The sequence below is a fragment of the Lutimonas vermicola genome (assembly GCF_038433205.1).
Lineage (GTDB): Bacteria > Bacteroidota > Bacteroidia > Flavobacteriales > Flavobacteriaceae > Lutimonas > Lutimonas vermicola.
This window is the reverse complement of sequence record NZ_JBCDNA010000001.1, coordinates 1,043,827-1,066,120: the sequence shown is the minus strand read 5'-3', so window position 1 is coordinate 1,066,120 and position 22,294 is coordinate 1,043,827. Positions and strand designations below refer to the sequence as shown.

Genomic DNA, 22,294 nt, shown 5'->3' with positions numbered 1-22,294 from the left:
GCAATCATTCTTGTAAGAATAAGACCAGTACCAGCAAAAAACACTGCATACAATGGAGTATAAAAACAGGATAAATCAAATATCACCGAAACCCAAAACATTTTAAAATGAAACAATCAACTACCTTAAGACTGAGTCTTTTATTGATTCTTCAACTTTTTTTCCTTCAGGCCCAGGAGCAAACGAAAAGTACTTTACTCGATATTAACCGTATTTATTCGGGAGAATTTGAGGAGGAAACAGAGCGGACCATTCAGTGGATCGAAGGCGGGGATGCCTATGTGATCATTGAAAAATCTCATAGCCTTCCAGAAGCCGATGAACTGATTCGTTATGACAGCAAGACCCAGGCAAAAAGCACCTTTGTCAATGCGACATCCTTAAAAACGAGCCAGGGCCAATTACAAGTAGAGAGTTTTTCTTTGTCAAAAGACGGCACAAAGGTGCTGATATTTACCAATTCCAGCCGGGTATGGAGGACCAATACGAAAGGGGATTATTGGGTATATGATTTAGAATCAGGAAATTTGAAGCCTATAGGAACCGCTTTTGAACCTTCATCGTTAATGTTTGCAAAATTCTCTTCTGATAACAAGGAGGTATTTTATGTTCACAAATTCAATATTTATAAAGAAAATTTTCAAACCTCTCAAACCGAGCAACTCACAACAGACGGCAATGGAGGTATCATCAACGGGACCTTTGATTGGGTGTATGAGGAAGAATTTGGAAAAAGGGATGGTTTTACCTTGAGTCCCAGTGATGCATATTTGGCCTTCTGGCAATTGGATGCCTCAGATACAGGGGTTTTTTATATGATTAACAATACGGATTCTATTTATTCAAAACCCATTCCTGTTCAATATCCCAAGGTGGGGCAGGAACCATCTGCTGCGAAAATTGGCGTGATAGACCTTAAAAAGACTGAAACCTATTGGATTCCTGTCGAAGGAGGATTAAGAGAGAATTATATTCCGGGAATACAATGGGTAAATGAAGATTTGCTGCTCATCCAACAGATGAACAGGCATCAAAACCGACTGATCGTATGGTCATATGTTCCTTCAACTAAGATGATCAAAAAGATCTATACCGAAAGTGAGCCTACTTATGTTGAGCTTAAATACCCTGATATTTCATCAAGCCACTGGGAAAGCAACGATCTTACCTTAACCCATGATCATCAGGCTTTTCTGCGGATGACCGAAAATGATGCCTGGAGACATATCTACAAGATCGAACTGGCAACTGGAGATCAAACCCTGGTAACACCTTTTGACTATGACGTGGCTTCTATGAGGGTGCCCACAAAAAAAAATGTTTATTATATGGCCTCACCAAACAACGGCACCCAGCGTTATTTGTATCAAACTGATTTGCTGGGTAAAGGAAAGCAAAAAAGGCTGACTCCTGAGGATTTTTCGGGGATCAACAATTATAATATCTCACCCAACGGGAAATATGCCATACATTCTCATCAGAATACGCAAAGCCCAAGGACCGTAAGATTTGTCAGCCTGCCGGATCATCGCAACATAAAAACCATTGTCGATAATGGCGCTTATACTCAAAAAATTAATTCCTTGTTATTACCGGAAATAAAATTCACGAAAGTGACTACAGAAGAAGGCATCGTCATCGACGTTCGTATGGTGCTGCCTCCTGATTTTGACAAGGGTAAAAAATACCCCGTGCTTTTCCATGTCTACGGAGAACCCTGGGGTCAGGTAGCTACTGATACGCAGATCGGCCTGTGGAACATCATGATGGCGCAAAAAGGCTATATCGTGATCGACATGGATAACCGGGGCACGCCTTGTTTAAACGGAAGCGCATGGAGAAAAAGCATTTACCGACAGATTGGGAGAATCAATGCCAGGGATCAGGGACTTGCTGCGAAGGAAATCTTAAAATTGAAATACCTCGATAATGACAGGACAAGTGTATGGGGATGGAGTGGCGGAGGATCAATGACGTTGAACCTGATGTTCAAATTCCCTGATATTTATAAAACAGGGGTTGCAATAGCCGCTGTATCGAATCAATTGGTTTATGACAATATATATCAGGAACGCTATATGGGACTGCCACAGGAAAACCTGGAAGACTTTGTGAAAGGATCACCTATAAGCTATGCCAAAAACTTAGAAGGTAACCTGCTATTGATCCATGGTACCGCTGATGACAATGTGCACTATCAAAGTGCTGAATTGTTGATCAACGAACTGATCAGACAAAATAAGAAATTCCATATGATGTCTTACCCGAACCGATCTCATAGTATCGATGAAGGAGAAAATACAAGAAAGCACCTCTATAACCTGATCACAGATTATATAATAGAACACACACCTCCGAATGACTTTGAATAGCTCATTTGAAGCGTAAATTTTTATGTAGTCTGACCCCCATATTGATATTGCTTCTGTGTTAAAATATGACTATCTTTATTGAGTTTTAAAGCATCTAAGCAAGTCCAGGAAAATCTGTTTACAGCTTAAATGGATTTAATAAATCATGGTGAAATGGATTTTATCGATTATTATAAAATATTAGGTATAGGAAAGAAAGCCTCAGCGGCCGAAATCAAAAAAGCGTATAGAAAGCTGGCGCGTAAACACCATCCTGATTTAAACCCGAATGATAAGGAGGCCGAAAAGAGGTTTAAGCAGATCAATGAGGCTAATGAAGTGCTTAGCCACCCTGAAAACAGAAAAAAATATGACTCTTATGGCAAAGACTGGAAACATGCCGAGGAGTTTGAAAAGGCTCGGCAAAGAGATCAGTCGCAGAGAACATACCGGTCAAGTGGATCGTCACAATATTCAGAGGAAGATTTTTCTGACTTTTTCGGTTCTATGTTCGGCGGACGTGAAAGAAGCCAAAGGAGCGTTAAATTCCGAGGGCAGGATTTTCAGGCCACATTGCATTTAAATCTGGAAGACGCATACCATACCCATAAGCGCACGCTGACGGTGAATGGTAAGAGTATCAGGTTAACCATTCCTGCAGGGGTTAAAAACGGACAAACCATAAAAATTAAGGGTTACGGGGGAGAAGGCATAAATGGAGGGCCTAAAGGTGATTTACACATTACTTTTGACATTGAGAACCACACCAAATTTAAAAGAGATGGCAGCAACCTGTATACAAATGTTGATCTTGATATCTATACTGCTATCCTGGGAGGTGAGGTAGTTGTCGATAGTTTTGAAGGAAAGGTAAAACTTAAAATAGCACCTGAAACCCAAAATGGGTCCCAGGTAAAACTAAAAGGCAAGGGATTTCCGGTATACAAAAAAGATGGGCAATTTGGAGACCTTATCATTACCTTTCAGCTTAAAACACCTGTTAATCTGACATCCAAGGAAAAGGAATTGTTTAAACAGTTAGCAAAATTAAGATAAGTATGGATACTCAAAATTATATTCCCGTTCTTCATCTTTGTGATTTGTATCATGCAGAAATTTCTTTTTTTAAAGAATTGAATGATGTCGGACTGATTGAAATTGTTTCGGTGAAGAACACAATGTATGTGCATGAGGATCATTTATATGAGGTAGAAAGGATCATCAGGATTCATACAGAATTAAATGTGAACATCGAGGGCGTTGATGTGGTGTTGAATTTACTCGGGAAACTCGAGGAATTACAAAGCGAACTGAACCGGATTCAAAACAGGTTAAGACTCTATGAAGACGATCATTAAAATCTTAAAATACAAAAAGTCACATACTGATGACCAGACCAGCAAAAATACTGTTTTCTTTGCTTTTTATAGCGATGTTTATAACCTGTTCTGATAAAAACAATACCCCCGAAAGACCCGGGAATGATTCATCACCGGTTAAAGCCGATTTATGGTTGGATTACACTAAGGAGGCCACTACATTTAAGATCTGGTCACCCAATGCAGAAGAGATTCGTTTGTTCCTGTACGAAAAAGGTGAGGGAGGAAAGCCTGAGAGCGAACACAAATTGAAACCTGATCAAAATGGTGTTTGGAAATTAGACATACAGCAGGACCTACAGGGAACCTATTATACCTATCAGGTGATGATTGGTGGAAATTGGCTCAATGAAACCCCGGGGATTTATGCAAAGGCTGTTGGCGTAAACGGCAAAAGAGCCATGGTATTGGATTTAAAAAGTACCGATCCGGAGGGATGGGATACGGATCGAGGTCCCAGATTAAATGATCCCAATGAAGCCATCATTTATGAATTGCATATCAGGGATGTGACCGTACATCCGGAATCCGGTTCTACAATGCCGGGCACTTACCTGGGTTTGGTTGAATCAGGGACAAAGGGGCCTGAAGGCATAGCCACCGGCCTTGATCATATAAAAGAACTGGGGGTAAATTATGTGCATTTGTTACCAACATTTGACCATTATGCCATTAATGAGCAACGCCTTGATTCTGCCCAGTTTAACTGGGGCTACGATCCACAAAATTACAACGTTCCCGAAGGATCTTTTTCTTCCAATCCTTATAAAGCAGAAGTAAGGCTTAAAGAGTTCAAGCAAATGGTACAAACCTTTCACAATAATGGTATTGGCGTTATACTTGATGTTGTATATAACCATACGGGAAGAACCGGGAATTCCAATTTCAACCTCGAAAACCCGGATTACTACTATCGCTTTTGGGAGGATGGATCTCTTTCAGATGCTGCTGCCTGTGGCAACGAAACGGCTTCAGACAAAGAAATGATGCGCAAATACATCATCGAGTCGGTGAGCTATTGGGCCCGGGAATACCATTTGGATGGCTTTCGCTTCGATCTGATGGGTATCCATGATATTACCACCATGAACGAAGTAGCTGAGGCTGTAAAACAAATAAATCCACATATTTTTGTTTATGGTGAGGGCTGGACAGCCGGTGATTCACCCTTACCTGAAAAGGACAGAGCTTTAAAGAAGCACATCAAAGAGATGTCGCAGATTACCGCTTTTAGTGACGATATTCGTGACGGCTTAAAAGGGTCTGTTTTTGAAGATCAAAGTACAGGTTTTGTTAGTGGAGCAGAAGACACCGAAGAATCTGTTAAGTTTGGTATTGTAGGGTCCATCCGGCATCCTGAGATCGACTATTCCAAAATTAATTATTCCAAGGCAGAATGGGCCAATGATCCCTGGCAGGCCGTATCCTATGTGTCCTGTCATGACAACCACACCTTGTATGACAAGTTAAAGGTATCAAGGCCCGAAGTTGATCGATCCAAATTAGTAGCCATGGATAAGCTTGCCAATGCAGTAGTTCTGACCTCTCAAGGTGTTGCCTTTCTTCATGCCGGATCAGAGATGTTGAGGACTAAAAATGAGGAACACAATTCGTATAATTTGCCCGATTCAATCAATCAAATTGACTGGAACTGGAAGGTGAAGAACAAGGCAGTTTTTGATTATTATAAAAATCTGATTCGCTTGCGCAAAGCACATCCTGCGTTTAGAATGAAATCGGGGGAAGAGGTTAGAAAACATCTGTCTTTTAAAAGAGTCGAAAACGGATTGATCAGTTACCAGATTAGTGATAATGCCAATGAAGACACCTGGAAGAATATCCTTGTGATTTATAATGCAAATGAACAACCTTTTTCTTATGCCCTCGATGAAACCTGGCAAATTGCGGTTATAGGAGATCGTTTTGATTTGGATCAGGGTACTAAGGCAAAAAAGGCAATAGAGGTTCCCGGCATTTCCATGTTGGTGGCGTTTCAAAAATAGTACCCTCGCTAGGAATCGAACCTAGATCTAAAGTTTAGGAAACTTTTGTTCTATCCGTTGAACTACGAGGGCATAAATTTACTTGTATAGCATCATATTGAGCACACAAATATAAATCTTAATTGGAATATGGTAAAGGTAAATTAAAGAGTTTTTTTATATTTATAGTCATCTCCAAATCTACTTGAAATGACAGCTTCTTCTTTTTTTAAATCTGCGTTTATTTTTCTTTTTTTATTTAGCCAAAACGCTGTCGTTTTAGCTCAGGTCGTCCCGGTGACCTCTCCCGATGGGAGGATTAATTTGCTTGTAAGTACAGCAGGTCAAATCAGCTGGCAAGCAACCCTTGATGGCAGTATTGTGATTGAAAAAGTCAGTATGTCGATGACCATGGATAAGGACAGGGTGTTAGGGATAAAGCCAATTGTAAAGAAGGTACAGGTTGCAGCTCTGGAAGAACTGTTTGAGCCTCAAATACCGCATAGGGATGCGCGAATTGAAAGTAAGTTTAATGAAATGACCGTAGACTTTAAAGGTTCCTATCAGCTTATTTTCAGGGTGTATAATGACGGGGTAGCCTATAGGTTCAAGGATCATAGTAAAAAAACAACCACAGTATATGGGGAAGAACTGAGTCTTCAATTCCCTGAAGGAGCAGGGTCTTTTTTTCCGAAAGAAGAATCCATGTATTCCCATAATGAAAGGATTTATCTTCACAAGCCCTTAACAGCCCTGGGGCAGGATGACTTTTGCAGTTTGCCCGTGATGTTCGAAAGCAAAACATCCAAAGTTTTATGCACCGAAGCCGAATTGCATGATTATCCCGGGATGTTTCTAAGGCATGTCGGAAATGGTGTTCTAAAGGCCGATTTCCCTAAATATGTTTTGAAAGCTGTGGATAACCAAAATAATTCCCCGGACCGAAATCAAATTGTAGAAGAAGAGGCAGACTATATTGCCAAAGTATCAGGCAGCAGGTCTTATCCCTGGAGGGTTTTTATGATGGGTGATGATGACAGGGTTTTTTTAGAATCCAACCTGCTGACCCAATTGTCCGGGCCTTCGAAAATTTCGGATGCCTCCTGGATCAAACCGGGAAAAGTGGCCTGGGACTGGTATAATGCCAACAATATTTACGGCGTTGATTTTAAGGCGGGTATCAATACAGCAACCTATAAATACTATATCGATTTTGCCTCAGAAAATGATATCGAATATGTGATCCTGGATGAAGGCTGGACCAAATCCACGACTGAAATCATGGAAGCCAATCCTGATATTGATATCAAAGAACTCATAGCATATGGAAAGGAAAGGAATGTAGGCATTATATTATGGGTCCTGTGGAAACCCCTGGATGAAAAGACTGAGGATATTCTCGGCCTGTACGCCTCATGGGGAGCTAAGGGTATTAAAGTTGATTTTATGCAGAGAAATGATCAGTATATGGTATCATCCTATGAAAGGATTGCCTCTACAGCCGCCGGCTTACAATTAATGGTAGATTACCATGGGGCTTTTAAACCTGCGGGTATCGAAAAGATATGGCCCAATGTGATCAATTATGAAGGCGTAAAAGGTAACGAAAACAACAAATGGAGTTCTGATGTAAATCCCGAGCACAATGTGACCATACCTTTTATAAGAATGGCTGCCGGTCCGATGGATTTTACACCCGGGGCCATGGCCAATGCGCATCCTAAGAATTACCTGATCAGTTTTGACCGGCCTATGGCCTTGGGAACCAGATGCCATCAACTGGCCATGTATGTGGTTTATGAAGCACCCTTACAGATGCTCTGCGAATCACCCACAAGGTATAAAAAAGAGCAGGAATCAGTTGATTTTATAACGGGCATTCCAACGACCTGGGATGAAACCCTTGTGATTGAAGCCAAGGTGGCTGACTATGTTCTGGTGGCAAAAAGAAAAACCAAAAATTGGTATGTTGGAGGAATGACCGATTATACGCCCCGTGATTTTGAGCTTAAACTGGATTTTTTAGGAAGCGGCACCTTTAGCATGGAGATCATGAAAGATGGTCTCAATGCAGATCATCATGCCGAAGACTATAAAAGAGAGCTCATCGAAGTAAACCAAAATTCTGTGGTGCCCGTCCATATGGTCTCGGGAGGAGGCTGGGCCGCAAAAATCGTTGAGAAAATTAAGTCGTAAGCAGCCCTTTTATTGAACCATGGTCTTCTCTAAACTTGCCATTAAGCCCCTGATCTCAGCGTCAATGCGCTTATAAAATACTTTGTTGTACTTATAGAGCCTTTTATGGTCCATTTTATAGACCTCCAACTGTGTGGCCTGCCTAGGTTCCTTCACTATAAATGTCGATATTTCACACTGATAGCGCTCATTCTTTAAAGTTAAACTGATCTTAAACTTAATTTCTTTATGCAATTCAGGAAAGTCATTGGGCCCCCAAAGGGTTTTAAACGAATGGTCCCCTGAAATAAATTGATGGGTGTCGTCAAGCGGTTTATTTTCTGTTATCAAAATATGCATGTTGTCAAACCAGAGAACGCTCTTTTTTTGCAGCTCAATTTTAGACGCTCCTGAAACTTCCAAAACATTTTTGTAAACTACCTTTGAATTTATGAGGGGCAATACATCAAGAAGTAATTTTTGCGCATGAATTTGCGCGCCAAATAAGAGAAAGAGGGATAACATAATTTTCATAGCCGTAAATTGAATTCTCTACTGAGGTCAAAAGAGCTCGAATTTATAAAAAAATGATTTTATTTAAAATTGATCCTGGTTTCTTAACAACTAAAAATAGCATATTTTTGTTTTGCTATTGAATTAACAGATCATTGGATCATAAAATTATTCTCAAATAAAAGCTTTTTTTCGTAAATATCTACTGAATTTTAAAAAACCTGGAGGTACCTCGAGAGGTATTTTGCATCAAAAGGAAACTTATTTTTTGATCATTAGATCAGGAGAGAGGATGGGGGTAGGCGAATGTGGTCTATTCAGAGGTTTAAGCGTTGACGACCGGCCGGATTATGAGCAAAAGCTACATTGGTTATGCGATCATATCAATGACGACAAGGATTGGCTTTATCATGAGTTGTATGATTTTCCTTCCATACAGTTTGGTATGGAACAGGCTTTTTTATCGCTTAAAGCAAAGAAAATGTTTGATTTGTTTCCATCTGAGTTTAGCAAGGGCAGGGATCAAATTTCAATAAATGGGTTGATTTGGATGGGAGATATATCCTTTATGAAGGAGCAGATTAGAAATAAGCTGGAGTCTGGCTTTAGGACCTTGAAAATGAAAATTGGCGCGATTGATTTTGAAGCTGAATTACACATCCTTGAATCAATAAGAAAGGAGTACACTTCAGAGGAGCTCGAACTCAGGGTAGATGCCAATGGAGCATTTTCGCCTGAAGGTGTCATGGATAAATTAAAGCAATTGTCTGATTTTGATATTCATTCCATAGAACAACCTATAAGAGCAGGACAGTGGGAGTCCATAACAGGACTATGTCGAACCAGCCCTGTACCCATAGCCCTGGATGAGGAATTGATAGGGGTGTTTGATACGAAGCTAAAAAGGTCCTTGCTCGAAACGATCAGGCCTCAATATATCATACTTAAGCCAAGTCTGGTTGGAGGTTTTCAGGGAAGTAAAGAATGGATTGACTTATGTGACAATCTGGATATCGGCTGGTGGGTCACCTCGGCACTTGAAAGTAATATTGGCTTAAATGCCATAGCGCAATTCACGTATACTTTGAAGAATCCTATGCCACAGGGTTTGGGAACCGGTGGCCTCTATAGCAATAATATAGATTCTCCATTGTGTATTCGTAGAGGTGCTCTTTATCTGGATCAGGAATTAAAATGGGCTAAAGTATCAAGTTTTTTGGGTGAATAATGATATGTTTGAGTGATTTTTAAGAAATATATATGAGTTTTATAGAACAGGCTTACAAAGGAAAAAATGAATGGTGGAGGTATCTCCTCAGTTTTATTGTCATACTTATAGGTTGGCAGTTCCTTGGGGTCATTCCTTTGTTTCTCATAGCTTTCAAAGAATCTGACGACCTGGATCAATTAATTGCCAGTTCTCAGCATGCCTTTGCTGATTTAGGAATCGATTCCAATTTGTATTTGCTTGCTATTTTGCTTACGTTCGTGTTTGGATTGCTTGCCTTGCTTTTTTCGGTAAAGCGGATACACCATCGAAGTATAACAAGTTTGGTCACTTCAAGAAAATCAATTGACTGGAATCGAATTATATATGGCTTTGGCCTGTGGTTTTTAGTGTCATCGATTTTTCTGGCTTTAGATTATATGATGGCTCCGGAACATTATGAATTAAATTTTAAGCCGGTTCCTTTTCTTATCCTGTTAGTAATAGCCTTCGTATTTATACCGCTCCAAACCAGCTTTGAGGAACTTCTCTTCAGGGGTTATTTAATGCAGGGAATTGGTATTTGGTTCAAATGGGCCATAGTTCCTTTTATGTTTACATCGATAGGATTTGGATTGATGCATGCCGCCAATCCGGAAATCGAGAAACTTGGGTATGTCATTTTGATCTATTATATCGCTACGGGATTTTTATTTGGCATGATCACGCTGTTGGATGAAGGTTGTGAATTGGCACTCGGCATGCATGCCGCCAATAATATTGCTGCGGCCGTGTTTGTAACGGTAAATTGGGCAGCTTTGGAAACAGAGGCACTGTTCAGGGATATTTCAGAGCCTTCTTTGGGTGTGTATATGTTCTTACCTGTTTTTATTGTTTATCCTGCAGTCATTTTCTTCTTTTCAAAAAAATATGGATGGACCAATTGGAAGCATAAGCTATTTGGAAAAATCCAACAACCAAGCCTGTCTGATGAAAGTTGAATATTGGCATAAAGATTTTCAGTGGAATGGAATTTCCTTTTCTTCAACTTCGGAGATTATTGATTTTGCAGATCAAAATTTTCCTGAGCTGCATACGTTTATCCGTGAATGGTTTGGTGAAAAAGGGCGTATAACCATGATAACCTCAGGGTCAACAGGAACCCCTAAAACCATAGGCTTATATCGGGAGCATATGGTCAATTCTTCTAAAGCCACGGCGTCCTATTTTTCACTTTCCAATGGATCAAGGGTTTTATTATGCCTTCCCCTTGGGTATATCGCCGGTAGAATGATGTTGGTAAGATCGATGGTGATGGGCTGGCAGCTGGATGTTATCAACCCCAGTGCTTCACTTGACATACCTCAAAATGTCTTGTATGATTTTTCGGCTATGGTTCCTTTACAGCTTGCCAATAGTATTGATCAACTCGAAAATATTCAAACACTTATCGTTGGAGGAGGACAGATTTCTGATGATCTTTCTAAAAAAACAGAACATCTCAAAACCAAGGTCTATGCTACTTATGGCATGACTGAAACCATAACCCATGTTGCCCTGAGTCCGGAGAATAGGGCGGCAGGTAAAAAAGACGAGGAAAAAATATTTACGGCCTTAGCCGGAATTCATTTTTCAACTGATAAGAGGGGCTGTTTGATCATCTCAGCTCCAAGTATCAGTAGTTCAGAGGTCGTGACCAATGATATTGTCAAGCTTATTTCTGACAGGTCTTTTATTTGGTTGGGCAGGTATGATCACGTTATCAATTCAGGAGGGTTGAAATTGCTTCCTGAGTTAATCGAAGCCAAATACAGGAACCTTATCAATACTGATTATTTTGTATATGGATTGCCTGATGAGGTTTTGGGACAAAAGCTTGTCCTTTTTGTTGAAGGGGAGGAAAGATCAAATTTATACAAAGAAATCATTGATTTTCAACAACGACATTCAGATGATGTATCAAAATATGAAATCCCCAAGAGAGTAATGTTTGCAAAGAATTTTATACGAACCGAAACCGGTAAGGTCAACAGAAAAAAGACCGTTGCCAGATTATTGACATCAGGTAAAGACCTTAATTTGCTTAATGGATAATCCCTATGTCAGGGAGTGGAAGTCTGGAATAAAAAAAGCCCCTTAACCAATATAAGGGGCAATTCTATGCTAGTGCTCAGAGGTAATCACCCATTGGCCTTTTTCTATCAATGGAATGGCCTGCTTGTATTTGACAGTTTTTGATTCTCCTGTTGCAATGTTTTTTATAGCTACTTTTTCGTTTCGTCCTATCTTTCTCTCAGTTCTTACAATGGTTTCAGTAACGGTCTGCTGCTGCGTTTGATTGGTCTGAGTTTCTCGTGTAGGGCTGTTGAATTCGGCTTTGCTGAGCTGAACCTTTTCCTGTTTTTTCTCACGTGCCTGAGAAACCTGCTGCGGGCTTTGACTGGGTAACTCCCCTTTGAACAAGAAAGATAATACCTCTTTGTTCACTTTGTCAAGCATTCCTTTAAATAATTCAAAGGCTTCAAACTTGTAAATCAACAGAGGATCTTTTTGCTCATAGGTGGCGTTTTGTACCGATTGCTTAAGATCGTCCATTTTTCTCAAATGGTCTTTCCAGGTATCGTCAATTATGGCCAGGGTAATATTTTTTTCAAAATCTTCTACCAGCTGCTGCCCTTGTGATTCATAAGCTTTCTTAAGGTTGGTTACAACCTGAAGGGTCTTAATGCCATCGGTGAAGGGTACTACAATTCTTTCATATTTGTCACCTTGTTTTTCATAAACATCTTTGATCACAGGGAAAGCTGCAACGGCACTCCTCTCTATTTTGTTCTGATAATGTTTGTAAACTACTTCAAAAAGCTCCTCGACAAGAACCCTTTCATCCTTTTCCGCAAATTCCTCTTTGCTAAAAGGAGAGGTGGTAGAGGAGAAGCGGATCAATTCAAATTCAAAATTTGAATAGTCATTTGTCATCTTATTGTTCAGTACAATGGAATCACAGGTATCATAAATCATATTTACAATATCCACCTGTAAGCGTTCTCCATACAAGGCATGCCTTCTTCGCTTGTAAATCACCTCTCTCTGGGCATTCATGATATCATCGTATTCAAGTAACCTTTTACGAATACCGAAGTTGTTTTCCTCTACTTTTTTCTGGGCTCTTTCGATAGATTTAGAGATCATGGAATGCTGAATTACTTCTCCTTCCTTCAGACCCATTTTATCCATCATTTTAGCAATTCTCTCAGATCCGAATAATCGCATGAGATTATCTTCAAGCGATACATAGAATTGTGAAGATCCAGGATCACCCTGACGCCCTGCACGACCTCTTAACTGGCGGTCAACACGTCTGGAATCATGTCTTTCTGTCCCAATGATGGCAAGGCCACCGGCTTTTTTCACGTCATCTGCCAATTTGATATCCGTACCCCTACCAGCCATATTCGTCGCAATGGTTACAACACCCGGATTACCGGCTGATTCAACAATATCCGCTTCTTTTTTATGGAGCTTGGCATTAAGCACATTATGAGGGATCTTGCGTATGGAGAGCATTTTAGACAGTAACTCCGAAATCTCTACAGAGGTAGTCCCCACAAGTACAGGCCTTTTTTGATTGACAAGTGTATTGATCTCATCGATTACGGCATTGTATTTCTCTCTTTTGGTCTTAAAAATCAAATCTTCACGATCGTCCCTTATCAAAGGCACATTCGTCGGAATTTCAACGACATCAAGTTTATAGATCTCCCAGAATTCTCCTGCCTCTGTAATTGCTGTTCCTGTCATACCTGAAAGTTTGCGGTACATCCTGAAATAATTTTGCAGGGTGATGGTGGCAAAGGTCTGGGTTGCGGCCTCAATTTTTACATTTTCCTTGGCTTCAAGTGCCTGGTGTAAACCATCTGAATAACGTCGCCCGTCCATCACACGGCCCGTTTGTTCATCAACGATTTTTATCTGGTCTTCGATGATCACATATTCCACATCTTTTTCAAACAAGGTATAGGCCTTGAGCAGTTGATTCATTGTATGGATACGTTCGCTTTTGATACTAAATTCGCGATACAATTCTTCTTTTTCTCTGGCTTTTTCTTCGACAGAGATATCTTTTGCATCAATTTTACCTACTTCAATTCCCATATCCGGTAAGACAAAGAAATGATCTTCATTGTCGCCTGATAAATGAGCGATCCCTTTATCGGTAAGATCGATCGAATTATTCTTTTCTTCGATTACAAACAGCAGCTCTTCATCTACCTTTGGCATTTCACGGTTGTTGTCCTGCATATAGAAGTTCTCCGTTTTTTGTAAAAGCTGTTTGATGCCTTCCTGACTTAAGAACTTGATCAAAGCCTTGTTTTTAGGAAGGCCTCTGAATACTCTGTACAATAAGAAACCACCATCTTTTGTGTTTCCTTCAGCAATCAGTTTTTTAGCCTCTGCCAAAATTCCGATCAGGTATTTGTTTTGTATCCTGACCAGTTCGTCAACCTTAGGTTTTAATTCGTTAAATTCATGCCTGTCACCTTGGGGAATAGCCCCTGAAATGATCAATGGCGTTCTAGCGTCATCGACGAGAACCGAATCCACCTCATCAACGATACTGTAATTATGTGGTCTTTGAACAAGATCCTTTGGCGAATGCGCCATGTTATCTCTTAAATAATCAAAACCAAATTCATTATTGGTACCATACGTAATATCTGCCAAATAGGCTTTTCTTCTTTCGTCAGAATTTGGTTTGTGGTTGTCGATACAGTCAATGCTTAGTCCGTGAAATTCAAATATAGGTCCCATCCAGGCAGCATCACGCTTGGCCAGGTAATCGTTGACGGTAACTACATGAACTCCGTTTCCCGTCAGGGCATTTAAGTATATAGGCAAAGTAGCTACCAGTGTTTTTCCCTCACCAGTCATCATCTCGGCGATATTTCCCTGATGAAGGACTGCTCCTCCTATAAGTTGGACATCATAGTGAACCATGTCCCAGGTGATGGGTTTACCAGCCGCATTCCAGGTATTTGACCAAATGGCATCTTCACCATCAAGCGTTACATAATCATGTGTTGACAATTCCCTGTCAAAAGCCGTGGCTTTTACTTTGATCGTGCTGTTCGTTGAAAAACGTTTTGCCGTTTCTCGCATCACCGCGAAGGCTTCAGGCTGAATCTCGTTCAAAACATGTTCAGATGCGGCATATGCTTCATCCTTTAGTTCATCAATTTCCTTATAAATTGCCTCTTTTCTGTCAATTCCAGCTGTTTCAATTTCTTTGTTCAGCGTTTCAATCTGGTCTTCAAAAGGTTGGATAGCTTCTGCAATCGTCTTTTTAAAAGTCAAGGTCTTGCCACGAAGTTCCTCGATCGACAATTTTTCCATTTCTTTGTCAAAAGACCTTACTTTTTCCACAAGGGGCTGTAATAATTTAAGGTCTTTCTTTCTTTTATCTCCAACAAAAGCTTTCAGTACTGAATTTAAAAAACTCATAATTTTATTAGGTGTTATAACCGATTAAAAATCGATAATTATTTTCTGTTAGCGTAAAAAGTTAAAAAATAGCAATCAGATGATTAGCCGTAAAAAAAAAAGTCTCTTAGGAGACTTTCATTTTTAGTATTCATCTTCATTCCAAAGGAAATCTTCATCCGTTGGATAATCAGGCCAAATCTCTTGGATGATCTCATAACTTTCACCTTCATCCTCCAGGGCTTGCAAATTTTCTACAACCTCAAGGGGAGCTCCGGTTCTTATCGCATAATCAATCAGCTCATCCTTTGTTGCCGGCCAGGGAGCATCACTTAAATAAGATGCTAATTCTAACGTCCAATACATAATTGAAAATTATTTAATTTGAATTGCAAAAGTAATTTTTTTACTGAAAAAACCAAGCTTTTTAATTACTATTTTTAAACTGTCAAAAGAACGTCTTTTTCAATTTATCAATGCCTTTAGAATGCCTTTTAAAATCAGCCCTTCCAAGGGATTTCTTTAACTTTATAATCTTTAGACAATTTCCGTGCCAACACAAATAAATAGTCAGACAATCGGTTTAAATAGATCAAAATATGTTGATCAACCGCTTCTTTGTCAGCTAATTCGACTACAATACGCTCTGCTCTTCGGCAAACGCAACGTGCAATATGACAGAATGACACGACACTATGGCCTCCGGGAAGAATAAAGTGGGTCATCGCCTCCAGGCTTTCGTTCATAAGATCCATTTTTGTTTCCAGAAATTCGATTTCCTGCTCTTCAATTTTTTGAATTTTAAGCCTGTCGGAACCATTTTTCAACTTTTCCTTGTCGGGTGGCGTCGCCAGCATGGCCCCTAATGTGAATAATTTACTCTGTATCCTGATAAGTTCCTGGATCAGGTTTTTATCTTCAAGCTGATCACGTATAAGTCCTATATAAGAGTTTAATTCATCAACGGTACCATATGCATTGATTCTAAGGTTGTTCTTTTTAACCCTTGTTCCTCCGAAAAGAGACGTTTTTCCTTCATCGCCTGTTTTTGTATAGATTTTCATGTATTCTTTTTTGATTCATCAAAAATAGGCATATTCATTCAATAAGTGAATTCGCATCTTTTGCAAGAATTAGATTCTTAAAGTAAAATGCTCTTTTGCCTTTCCTGTTTTAAAAAAAACAAGGCCCCATTGGTAAGTGTCAACACTCAGGCTTACTTTTTTATGGTTCCTGATATGTTTCCAGGCCTTATCCATATCCGCTGTCCAATGGATGTCATCAAAAATGAACAAACTATGTTCATGCACAGTTTTCAGACATTGTTCAAAATACGAAATGGTGGGGACAGCCTGGTGGTTGCCATCAAAGTAGATCAGGTCAAATTGTTGATCGGCAAGAGCAGGAGGGAGGGTGTCCTCAAATTTCCCAACAATGAGATTAATCTGCTTAAAATCAAAAATCTGAAAATTATCCCTGGCAATCCCTGCTATTTCAGGGCAGCCTTCCAAAGTTGTAATTTTCGCGTCTGGAGCTCCAGAAACCATATACGCCGTGGAAATTCCCAGCGAAGTTCCGATTTCCAGGATGGTTTGTGGTTTAAAATAGGCTACGGTTTTAGCAAGTAGTTTTCCGCGTTTAGAGGATATCCCTGCTTTAGCAGCAATGTCGGCAACGCTTCTTTTGTTTTCGTTCAAAACTTTTGATCCTGCTCCGAAGTCTGTCACCTGAATTTCATTGTGATTTGACAATAATTCTTTCCTCATTGTATGAACTGACTTCAGCGGTAAATCAGATTGATGTTGGAGGCCTTTGGTCAAAAAATCAAAGAGGAAGGGAGAGTGAACTCCATATTGGTTTTTCGAAGTGATAAGATAATTTAAGTAGGCCTTTACAGGGTGTAACAAAACGCTATATTTATTTGCTAAATTAGAAAGAAAAATTATTGTAGTAAAAATTTTAAAATTATATTTGCCATTGACTCAAAAATGATAATATGAGGAAGATTATAGCTGTTTTATTGCTATTTGCTATGTTCACATCGTGTATTCCGTTAAAAAAACAAGTGTACTTTCAGGGTGATCTGGATCAAAATGATTCAATTACAAAAATTCACGACCAACCTTACAGGTTACAAGTGGATGATTTACTGGATATACAGATCAAATCTTCAGATGACGGCGTGACCAAAACTTTTAACCCGACCGTATCTCAAAATTCAAATAATATTCGGCAGAGTGAGGCCGGTATCTATTTTAACGCTTACTCTTTGGATAAACACGGAAACATTAGATTGCCTTATTTGGGAGAACTCAATGTTCTTGGCTATACAACTGATGAAGTGAGAGAAAAAATTGATACTGAATTTGAGGCGTATTTTAAGGATCCGAATGATGTGTTTGTAGAGGTGAGATTGGCAGGGATTAGGTATACGACCATAGGAGAAGTGGAAAAAACAGGGATGAATATCTTGTATTTAAATCAGGTGAATCTGGTACAGGCACTCGCTGCCTCAGGAGATATAAAACTTACAGGAAACAGGGAGAATGTGCATGTATACAGAAAAGGAATCGATGGTACCAAGGAATTTACAGTGAATATGCTGGATATCAATAGTTTTGACTCCGATAATTTCTTTATCCAGCCCAATGATATTATATATGTTGAGCCCCTGAAGCAAAAATCATGGGGTACCGGAACCTCGGGTATGCAAACATTATCATCATTAATTGCCGTGCTATCTTTAGTAACAACCACTATCTTGCTGGTAAACGCTTTATAGATATTTTATGAAAGAAGTTAATAAGTTCGATCTGGAAATACAGTCCTTTGACATCAAGGAATACCTCTATAAAATTGTGGGTTACTGGAAGTTATTCGCCGTAGCTATAATAGTGGCTCTGATTATTGCTAAAATTGTGAATACGACCTCTCAGAAAGTGTATAATTTAAAAAGCCTGATCACGGTAAAGGATGAGCAGAACCCTTTATTTTCTTCGAGCACAAACATCGCTTTTAACTGGGGAGGGCCCAGTGACAAGGTAGAGACCATTATGACCATATTACAGTCACGGACTCATAATGAAAAAGTTGTAAAACAACTCAATTTTACTTTGGATTATTTTATGGAGGGAAGATTTCGCAAGGTAGATATCTATGGAAGGTCTCCATTTCTTGTGCAGATTGATACCTCGAAATATCAACTACAGAATACTGATATAAAGCTTGAATTTTTAAGCAATGAAGAGGTGAGGATTTCTTTTGAAATGGATGATGAGAAAAACACCTTGATCAACTATGAGCTAAATGATACTCGGAATTTCGTTCCGGATGAGGAGGAATTCTCACAGGTTTTTCCTATGAATACCATGTTGGATACTCCTTTTTTTGGTTTTAGGGTGAGTAAAACCAATGAGCGGTTTGACCTGACTGACAAGGTTTATTTTATACGGTTCAATAATTTTGACGGGACGGTAAAAAAATACCAAAAACTTGATGTGGCGACGCTTAAAAAAGGAACATCGATTATTGAGCTGAGTTATGAAGGTGAAAATAAAAAGAAAATAGAGGATTTTCTCAATACGACTGTGGATGTTTTAGATACGGATCAAAGAGCTCAAAAAATAAAATATGCCTTGAGTACCAAACAGTATATTGACACTTTATTTCAAATTGAGGCGAATAGCCTCAAGACCATTGAAACTGACCTTGGAGACTATAAACAAAAAAACAAGATCTATAACCTCTCCGTAGAAGGGACAGCTCTGCTTAATGAAGTAACATTATTGGATCATGAATCACAAGAGATCAGGGACAGGATCGAATATTTGAATAATCTGGAAAGTTATTTGACAAACAACAGTGTGATCAACAGTGAATATATTCCGGCTCCGGCACTTGTGAATATGGAGGATCCTGGAATAGCGACCAGCGTCAACAATTTGATTTTGTTAGCCAAAACCCGTGAAGGGCTTGAGAAAAAAGTGAAACCATCTTACCCGCCTTTAATACGCGTCAATGATGAAATCAAATTGGAAAGCCAGATTCTGCTGGAACAAATTAACTCCTTAAAGAACATTACCCAGGATAACTTGAACAATATCAACAGGCGCATGGCCTCCGCCAATGCCAAATTGGGAAGGTTGAACCCCAAGGAGCAGCAGTTGCTTAATTTTCAGCGGAAGTACAATATCACGGAATCGAATTATAATTATTTAAAACAAAAAAGTTATGAAGCCGGTACTGCGATTGCAGCCAACGTTTCCGATATTAAAATACTGGATAAGGCCAAGGATGTAGGGCAATTACCCATCAAACCCAAGAATTCGTTTAATTACCTGATCGGTATAATGTTAGGATTGATGTTGCCCATGCTTTACGTGTTGACGAAAGAAACTTTAAACAACAAATTCCAAACTGTTGAAGAAATTGAAAAGGCCTATAAAATTCCAGTACTAGGTGTTATTGGAAAAAACAGGCACGACAAAGACAGATTGGTGGTTCATAGAAAGCCAAATTCTACCGTGGCTGAATCTTTTAGGGCCTTGCGATCGAATATTCAGTTTTTGTTCCAAAACAAAAGCCACTCAAAAACTATCGTCATTACTTCTTCTGTCAGTGGTGAAGGAAAGACCCTTTGTGCAGAAAATATGGCTACTGTATTTGCCATGAGTGGAAAAAAAACGATTTTAGTTGGCCTTGATCTTAGAAAACCTAAAATGCATACTGATTTTGGAGCTGATAATTCAAAGGGCATCGTCAATTACCTTATTGGAGAAAGCACTATTGATGAGATTACTTTAGGATCCGGGATCAATAACCTTCATCTTATCACTTCAGGCCCGGTACCGCCGAATCCTTCAGAATTACTGATCAGTGATCAGGCGCATACACTTTTTGAGGTCCTTAAAGAGAAATATGAATATATCGTCATAGATACGCCACCCGTTGGCTTGGTGGCTGATGCCCTGGAATTATTTAAATATGCTGATGCCATCATTTATATGATCCGGCAAGACTATACACAAAGGGGAATGCCTAAAATGATCGATGATAAGTACGCAAACGGGGAAGTTAAACACATCAGTTATGTACTGAATGATTTTGAGGTTAAAAACAAGTATGGTGGAGGCTATGGTTATGGTTATGGCTATGGTTACGGATATGGTAAATATGATAACGGATACCATGAACAAGAGAAAATGTCCTGGCTTAAGAAGTTAAAGACCAGGATCCGGTCTTAGTCATTGAGAATTAGTTATGAAGGAGGGATTAAGCAGGAATCAGAAAGTATTAAAGAGATTGTTCGATCTCTTTTTTGCTTTTATTGGTTTGGTGCTGTTGATTATTCCTTTGCTAATTTTAATTGCAATGGCCACAATATCCACGGGAAAATTTGGTTTATATAGCCAAAACAGGATTGGATTACATGGGGAAAGTTTTGTGATGTACAAAATACGATCCATGAGCAAAGGAGATGATGCTTCGGGGATTACGCTGAAAAGTGACCCCAGAATCACCACATTTGGCAGGTTTATAAGGGATTTCAAACTTGACGAATTACCACAGTTATGGAATGTCCTGATAGGTGATATGAGTTTTGTAGGACCAAGACCCGATATTCCCGGTTACGCCGACAGGTTGTCTGGAAAGGACCGTATTATATTAAGTGTCAGGCCAGGGATTACCGGACCCGCAACGATTAAATTTAAAGATGAAGAAACCTTGCTGGCTGAGCAAATCGATCCCATTACATACAATGATGAGGTTCTTTGGAAGGAAAAAATTGAAATAAATAAAACGTATATTAAGAACTGGTCCTTAAAAAGTGATATAAACTATATACTTAGGACCCTGTTTCATTAAATTTGTAAGTCTTAAATTAAGAAAAATGAGTAAAACAAAAATTGCAATTATCGGATTGGGTTATGTCGGTCTGCCGCTAGCAGTTGAATTTGCCAAAAAATTTCAAGTTGTTGGATTTGACATTAATGAGCAGCGAATTAAGGAACTGAGAGATAATAAAGATGTAACCTTGGAGACAACGTCTGAAGAATTGGAATCAGTCAACGTATCTTCATATGATGTTTTGGAATCTGAATCAATGGGTTTATGGATTTCAAATCAGTTGAAAGATATTGAGGCTTGTAATTTTTATGTAGTGACGGTTCCTACTCCTGTGGACAAGAACCACAGACCGGATCTTACCCCCTTATATAAGGCTAGTGAAACGGTAGGGAAAGTTTTGTCCAAAGGGGATATCGTTGTTTATGAGTCTACGGTTTTCCCTGGAGCTACCGAAGATGAATGCAGGCCCATATTGGAAGAATTCTCCAACTTAACTTTTAATAAGGATTTTTATTTGGGTTATTCGCCTGAAAGGATCAATCCGGGAGATAAGGAGCATACCGTCACTAAAATTTTAAAGGTGACTTCAGGCTCAACTCCTGAAATTGCTAAAATAGTTGATGATTTATATAAAACTATTATTGTTGCGGGAACTCATTTGGCACCCTGCATAAAAGTTGCTGAAGCGGCCAAAGTGATTGAGAATTCTCAAAGGGATGTGAATATCGCCTTTGTCAATGAATTGTCAAAAATATTCAGGTTGATGGATATTGATACCAACGATGTACTGGAGGCAGCCGGAACCAAATGGAATTTCCTTCCTTTCAGACCGGGTCTTGTGGGAGGTCATTGTATTGGAGTCGACCCTTACTATTTGGCACATAAAGCCATGGAGTTGGGTTATAACCCTGAAATTATCCTGTCCGGAAGAAGGCTGAATGATAGTATGGGCCCATATGTAGCTCAGGAAACCATTAAGCTGATGATTAAAAAAGGTATGAGAATTCACAGTTCAAATGTACTGGTACTGGGAATCACTTTTAAGGAAGATTGTCCGGATATCAGGAATTCAAGGGCCATTGATATCATTGAAGAGTTAAAATCATATTCCGTCAATGTTGACGTGTATGATCCCTGGGCTTCAAAAGAAGAAGTACAACATGAATACGGTATTGGCCTGATAGGAGATGAAAAGGAATTTGATAAAAAGTATGACGGAGTGGTACTTGCAGTTTCTCATAAAGAGTTCTTATCTTTTGATTTTAAGAAACATGTAAATTCGGATAGTGTATTGTTTGATGTTAAATCAATTTTAGCAAAGGGTATGGCAGATAGCCGATTGTAAAATTTTAAGAATTATAT

Annotated in this window: 17 protein-coding genes and 1 tRNA gene; 12 read left to right on the top strand and 6 right to left on the bottom strand. The window is 39.3% G+C overall.

Translation table 11 applies throughout. The features are described 5' to 3' along the window. Nucleotides 1–107: 107 nt before the first annotated feature. The 4 genes from AABB81_RS04805 to pulA all read left to right on the top strand — a co-directional run bounded on the left by AABB81_RS04805 (nt 108) and on the right by pulA (nt 5,733). Nucleotides 108–2,372, top strand: a complete 2,265-nt coding sequence (locus AABB81_RS04805) for a S9 family peptidase (protein ID WP_342158994.1) — start codon at nt 108–110, stop codon at nt 2,370–2,372. A 153-nt stretch (nt 2,373–2,525) separates the two neighbouring features. Continuing rightward, complete coding sequence (locus tag AABB81_RS04800) at nt 2,526–3,407, top strand: DnaJ C-terminal domain-containing protein (protein ID WP_342159656.1); 882 nt, start codon at nt 2,526–2,528, stop codon at nt 3,405–3,407. Nucleotides 3,408–3,409: 2 nt separating this feature from the next. Continuing rightward, nucleotides 3,410–3,709 carry a chaperone modulator CbpM gene (locus AABB81_RS04795; RefSeq protein ID WP_342158993.1) on the top strand — a complete coding sequence of 100 codons (300 nt, stop codon included), beginning with the start codon at nt 3,410–3,412 and terminating at the stop codon, nt 3,707–3,709. Between the two features lie 29 nt (nt 3,710–3,738). Further along, nucleotides 3,739–5,733 (top strand): type I pullulanase, encoded by a 1,995-nt coding sequence (gene pulA / locus AABB81_RS04790; protein ID WP_342158991.1) that lies wholly within the window; start codon nt 3,739–3,741, stop codon nt 5,731–5,733. Here pulA and AABB81_RS04785 read toward each other — a convergent pair. Continuing rightward, nucleotides 5,734–5,805 (bottom strand) — tRNA-Arg (locus tag AABB81_RS04785). It abuts the gene before it with no gap. Between the two features lie 117 nt (nt 5,806–5,922). On the opposite strand from AABB81_RS04785, the gene AABB81_RS04780 reads away from it, so the two are divergent. Continuing rightward, nucleotides 5,923–7,908 carry a glycoside hydrolase family 97 protein gene (locus AABB81_RS04780; protein WP_342158989.1) on the top strand — a complete coding sequence of 662 codons (1,986 nt, stop codon included), beginning with the start codon at nt 5,923–5,925 and terminating at the stop codon, nt 7,906–7,908. 9 nt (nt 7,909–7,917) lie between these two features. Here AABB81_RS04780 and AABB81_RS04775 read toward each other — a convergent pair whose 3' ends face one another. Then, nucleotides 7,918–8,421 carry a hypothetical protein gene (locus AABB81_RS04775; RefSeq protein ID WP_342158988.1) on the bottom strand — a complete coding sequence of 168 codons (504 nt, stop codon included), beginning with the start codon at nt 8,419–8,421 and terminating at the stop codon, nt 7,918–7,920. Nucleotides 8,422–8,578: 157 nt separating this feature from the next. On the opposite strand from AABB81_RS04775, the gene AABB81_RS04770 reads away from it, so the two are divergent. Genes AABB81_RS04770 through AABB81_RS04760 form a run of 3 tightly spaced genes read left to right on the top strand, consistent with a single transcriptional unit; the run spans nt 8,579 to nt 11,701 of the window. Further along, entirely contained in the window at nt 8,579–9,628 is a 1,050-nt protein-coding gene (locus AABB81_RS04770; RefSeq protein WP_342159655.1) for an o-succinylbenzoate synthase, read from the top strand. A gap of 32 nt (nt 9,629–9,660) precedes the next feature. Next, complete coding sequence (locus tag AABB81_RS04765) at nt 9,661–10,608, top strand: CPBP family intramembrane glutamic endopeptidase (protein WP_342158987.1); 948 nt, start codon at nt 9,661–9,663, stop codon at nt 10,606–10,608. Then, a complete protein-coding gene (locus AABB81_RS04760; RefSeq protein WP_342158986.1) occupies nt 10,538–11,701 on the top strand; it encodes an AMP-binding protein in 1,164 nt (387 codons plus the stop codon). Before AABB81_RS04765 ends, AABB81_RS04760 begins: the two co-directional genes overlap by 71 nt. A 69-nt stretch (nt 11,702–11,770) precedes the next feature. Here the strand turns inward: AABB81_RS04760 and secA are convergent, their stop codons facing one another. From secA to AABB81_RS04740, 4 genes are all read right to left on the bottom strand, one after another. Further along, nucleotides 11,771–15,106 (bottom strand): preprotein translocase subunit SecA, encoded by a 3,336-nt coding sequence (gene secA / locus AABB81_RS04755; protein ID WP_342158985.1) that lies wholly within the window; start codon nt 15,104–15,106, stop codon nt 11,771–11,773. Between the two features lie 123 nt (nt 15,107–15,229). Beyond that, a complete protein-coding gene (locus tag AABB81_RS04750; protein WP_290291894.1) occupies nt 15,230–15,451 on the bottom strand; it encodes a DUF2795 domain-containing protein in 222 nt (73 codons plus the stop codon). 134 nt (nt 15,452–15,585) lie between these two features. After that, nucleotides 15,586–16,149 carry a cob(I)yrinic acid a,c-diamide adenosyltransferase gene (locus AABB81_RS04745; protein ID WP_342158982.1) on the bottom strand — a complete coding sequence of 188 codons (564 nt, stop codon included), beginning with the start codon at nt 16,147–16,149 and terminating at the stop codon, nt 15,586–15,588. A 69-nt stretch (nt 16,150–16,218) separates the two neighbouring features. After that, on the bottom strand, nt 16,219–16,851 hold the full coding sequence (locus tag AABB81_RS04740) for an O-methyltransferase (protein ID WP_342158980.1): 633 nt from the start codon (nt 16,849–16,851) through the stop codon (nt 16,219–16,221). A gap of 230 nt (nt 16,852–17,081) precedes the next feature. Here AABB81_RS04740 and AABB81_RS04735 point away from each other — a divergent pair, with 230 nt between their 5' ends. From AABB81_RS04735 to AABB81_RS04720, 4 genes are read left to right on the top strand one after another with little or no spacing between them, the layout of a single operon-like run. Beyond that, on the top strand, nt 17,082–17,867 hold the full coding sequence (locus AABB81_RS04735; RefSeq protein ID WP_342158979.1) for a polysaccharide biosynthesis/export family protein: 786 nt from the start codon (nt 17,082–17,084) through the stop codon (nt 17,865–17,867). Between the two features lie 7 nt (nt 17,868–17,874). Beyond that, nucleotides 17,875–20,328, top strand: coding sequence for a GumC family protein (locus AABB81_RS04730; RefSeq protein ID WP_342158977.1), 2,454 nt, complete (start codon nt 17,875–17,877; stop codon nt 20,326–20,328). Between the two features lie 16 nt (nt 20,329–20,344). Next, the gene (locus tag AABB81_RS04725; RefSeq protein WP_342158976.1) at nt 20,345–20,950 is read left to right on the top strand and encodes a sugar transferase; all 606 of its coding nucleotides are present in this window, start codon (nt 20,345–20,347) and stop codon (nt 20,948–20,950) included. Nucleotides 20,951–20,975: 25 nt separating this feature from the next. After that, the gene (locus AABB81_RS04720) at nt 20,976–22,277 is read left to right on the top strand and encodes a nucleotide sugar dehydrogenase (RefSeq protein ID WP_342158974.1); all 1,302 of its coding nucleotides are present in this window, start codon (nt 20,976–20,978) and stop codon (nt 22,275–22,277) included. Nucleotides 22,278–22,294: the final 17 nt, after the last annotated feature.

Coding starts and splice junctions, on each gene's coding strand:
- AABB81_RS04805 (WP_342158994.1), top strand. CDS start 108: ATGAAACAATCAACTACCTTAAGACTGAGTCTTTTATTGATTCTTCAA.
- AABB81_RS04800 (WP_342159656.1), top strand. CDS start 2,526: ATGGATTTTATCGATTATTATAAAATATTAGGTATAGGAAAGAAAGCC.
- AABB81_RS04795 (WP_342158993.1), top strand. CDS start 3,410: ATGGATACTCAAAATTATATTCCCGTTCTTCATCTTTGTGATTTGTAT.
- pulA (WP_342158991.1), top strand. CDS start 3,739: ATGACCAGACCAGCAAAAATACTGTTTTCTTTGCTTTTTATAGCGATG.
- AABB81_RS04780 (WP_342158989.1), top strand. CDS start 5,923: ATGACAGCTTCTTCTTTTTTTAAATCTGCGTTTATTTTTCTTTTTTTA.
- AABB81_RS04775 (WP_342158988.1), bottom strand. CDS start 8,421: ATGAAAATTATGTTATCCCTCTTTCTCTTATTTGGCGCGCAAATTCAT.
- AABB81_RS04765 (WP_342158987.1), top strand. CDS start 9,661: ATGAGTTTTATAGAACAGGCTTACAAAGGAAAAAATGAATGGTGGAGG.
- AABB81_RS04760 (WP_342158986.1), top strand. CDS start 10,538: ATGGATGGACCAATTGGAAGCATAAGCTATTTGGAAAAATCCAACAAC.
- secA (WP_342158985.1), bottom strand. CDS start 15,106: ATGAGTTTTTTAAATTCAGTACTGAAAGCTTTTGTTGGAGATAAAAGA.
- AABB81_RS04750 (WP_290291894.1), bottom strand. CDS start 15,451: ATGTATTGGACGTTAGAATTAGCATCTTATTTAAGTGATGCTCCCTGG.
- AABB81_RS04745 (WP_342158982.1), bottom strand. CDS start 16,149: ATGAAAATCTATACAAAAACAGGCGATGAAGGAAAAACGTCTCTTTTC.
- AABB81_RS04740 (WP_342158980.1), bottom strand. CDS start 16,851: ATGAGGAAAGAATTATTGTCAAATCACAATGAAATTCAGGTGACAGAC.
- AABB81_RS04735 (WP_342158979.1), top strand. CDS start 17,082: ATGAGGAAGATTATAGCTGTTTTATTGCTATTTGCTATGTTCACATCG.
- AABB81_RS04730 (WP_342158977.1), top strand. CDS start 17,875: ATGAAAGAAGTTAATAAGTTCGATCTGGAAATACAGTCCTTTGACATC.
- AABB81_RS04725 (WP_342158976.1), top strand. CDS start 20,345: ATGAAGGAGGGATTAAGCAGGAATCAGAAAGTATTAAAGAGATTGTTC.
- AABB81_RS04720 (WP_342158974.1), top strand. CDS start 20,976: ATGAGTAAAACAAAAATTGCAATTATCGGATTGGGTTATGTCGGTCTG.